Here is a 1055-nt window from a genome sequence, read left to right on the forward strand (position 1 = left end):
GGACAGCAACATCTTCATCAGGTTCAATTGGTACAGTAAAATCTGCCTCTATTATTTTCATAAGCCTTTTTGTCAGCTCACACCTGCCATTTTCCATAGACACGCTTATTGTCTTTTCAACACGTGTTTCTGTTAATATCGCTTCTACCGTGGGATAAAGTTTATCGAGCACAAGGATGTGTCTTGCACCTGAATCTTTTAGTACATGTATCAATTCGTTCGCCTTATACATTGGATTGATTTGAACAACGATCGCACCATTCAAAAGCGTTCCAAAAAAACTAATCGGATATTGAGGACAATTGGGCAGCATAATAGCCACACGATCTCCCTTTTTAACCCCATCATCAGCAAGTATCCGGGCACATCTTTTCACTAACTGCCCTAACTCAGAATATGTATACGTTTGATCCATAAACGTAATCGCTGTTTTATCCGGATACAGTCCAACTGATTGGTAAAATAAGTCTGTTAAAGATATTTCAGGTATATCAATTTCCATTGGATTTCCGGACGGGATATGCTTGTTCCAAGGTCTATCCATTAGTCCTCCCMTTTCTTCATTCAAAAAATAAAGAAGTCATGCTAATAATATGCAAGGAGTGTGCCAAAAATAAATCGTACTGGTGCATAGATTCTATCAGCATTAGAATTCATAATTGAATTATTTGTTGTCTGGATAAGATTATTAGCTTGCTAGTACAAGGATTTAAAATTGACTCAATAAGTCATTTTTGATTTAAGAATATAGCCCGAAAAAATAATAATTGTAGTAGTTACAAATAATAGGATATTATCAGGAGATTATTTTCTGGTCGATGAACATGATACATAACCGGCACCCTACCGTTTATTTGCTTTGTTTGTTTTTCATCATAATAAACTAAATAAAAAGGATGCTGATTATTGTCTACAGTTTTTTATTGTAAAAATTCGAACGTTGATTTCCACTCCAGGCACTCGCTTTCCGCGGGCGGTCAGGGAGCCTCCTCGGCGCCTTTGCGCCTGTGGGGTCTCCCTTAGACACGCTTTTCCCGCAGGAGTCTCGCACCTTC

At 38.0% G+C, this 1055-nt stretch carries 1 protein-coding gene; it reads right to left on the reverse strand.

Annotated elements, in window-relative coordinates; genetic code table 11:
• On the reverse strand, positions 1–544 hold a 544-nt coding region (locus tag AC1DUW_RS30230; RefSeq protein ID WP_477644362.1), incomplete at its 3' end, for an AMP-binding protein.
• Positions 545–1055 lie beyond the last annotated feature (511 nt).

Source organism: Peribacillus sp. P4_C12, from assembly GCF_056402095.1.